General features: G+C 70.4%; 2 pseudogenes. One reads left to right on the forward strand and one right to left on the reverse strand.

The window, feature by feature from the left end:
* A pseudogene (locus EOA33_RS39540) lies at nucleotides 1–1,067 on the forward strand (hypothetical protein); the annotation flags it as partial.
* Nucleotides 1,068–1,087: 20 nt separating this feature from the next.
* On the opposite strand, the pseudogene EOA33_RS35925 reads toward EOA33_RS39540, so the two are convergent.
* A pseudogene (locus EOA33_RS35925) lies at nucleotides 1,088–1,363 on the reverse strand (ABC transporter ATP-binding protein); the annotation flags it as partial.

Raw genomic sequence — 1,363 nt, forward strand, 5'->3', positions numbered from 1 at the left:
CCATCTACGAGAAGGCGCTGGCGCTCGGCGATCCCGGTCGGCTGCGCATCGCCGAGCGGGTGCGCGGGCTTTTGGCCTGGGGCATCATCCAGCTCAACAGCGGCGACTTCGGCGATGCCGGGCGAAAGGGCACGGAAGCCCGTACGCTGGCGATCGCGGCCGCACTCGGGCGCGAGGTCGGCGAGGCCAGCGCGCTGATCGGGCTCGCGGCGCACATGCAAGGCCAATGGCAGGAGCTTTTCCAGTCCGAATTCGTCGACTGGGTTCGCGGCGCGCCAAGTGTTGCCTCCAATGTCTTCGACGGCCATCTGTGCCTGGCGGAATTCTGCCTCTACCGGGCCGGCGGCCATGAACACATGGCAAAGGCGGCGCGCGAGCTTTTGGGCATCGCCGAGGCCGCCGGATCGGTTCCCGGCCGCGTGCTTGCCTCGCTGATCCTCGGCGAGGCGGAGCTGTTCTCGGGGCGGCTCAGGGCAGCCGAGGAGCTGTTGACCAGCGCAGCCCAGCTCAGCGCTGCAGCGCGCGCCCCTTTCGGCGAGGCGCTGGCGCTGCATCGACTCGGCGAAATCGCGATGGCGCGCGGCCAGAAATGGCGCGCCGGCCGGCTCCTGCAGAAGGGCTTGCGCCTTGCCGAATCGACATGGCTCGCCCCGCATCTGCTGATCCGCTTCCAGGCGCTGGCGGTCGAGGCGGCGGCGACGCAATCGCAGGCGATGGAGGCGATCCGGCAAGGCGATCGCCGGCTCGCCGAAAAATGCACCTGCCAGCCCTGCTCGATGGGTTTCCGCGTCGCGTCCTCGATCGCTCTGGCCGAGGCCGGCGAACTCGACCAGGCGGGCCGGCGGATCGACGAGGCCGAGCGGCTGGCCGGCATGTGGCAGGGCGGACCGTGGGTCGCCGCCGTCTGGGAAGCGCGCGGCGTGCATCGCCAGGCGCGGGGCGAAAGCGACCAGGCATCGGCACTGCTGCGCGAAGCGGCCGCGCGCTACGCCGAGCTAGGCCGCCCGCGCGACCGGGAGCGATGCCTGGCGCGGGCGCAAGCGGTCGAGGTGAGGTTGGCCGGGTAGAAGGCGCCTCGCCTTCTCCCCTACTCCGCGATGCCTTCCTCATATTCGGCCGACATCGTCAGCCATTTGTCCTCGTTGGTGGCGAGCGTGGCGGCGAGTTGCGAGCGCTCCTTGGCCAGCCGCGTCGCGGTCGAGGGATCCTTCTCGTAGATCGCGGGATTGGCGAGTTCGTCCTCGATCAGGTCGATGCGCTTGCGGATGCGGTCCATCAGCGCCTCGGTGGCGCGGATTTCTTTCGCCAGCGGTTCGAGCGCGGCGCGGCGCTGGGCTGCTTCGCGGCGGCGGTCGGCCTTGGT

The organism is Mesorhizobium sp. M4A.F.Ca.ET.050.02.1.1 (assembly GCF_003997725.1).
Taxonomy (GTDB): domain Bacteria; phylum Pseudomonadota; class Alphaproteobacteria; order Rhizobiales; family Rhizobiaceae; genus Mesorhizobium.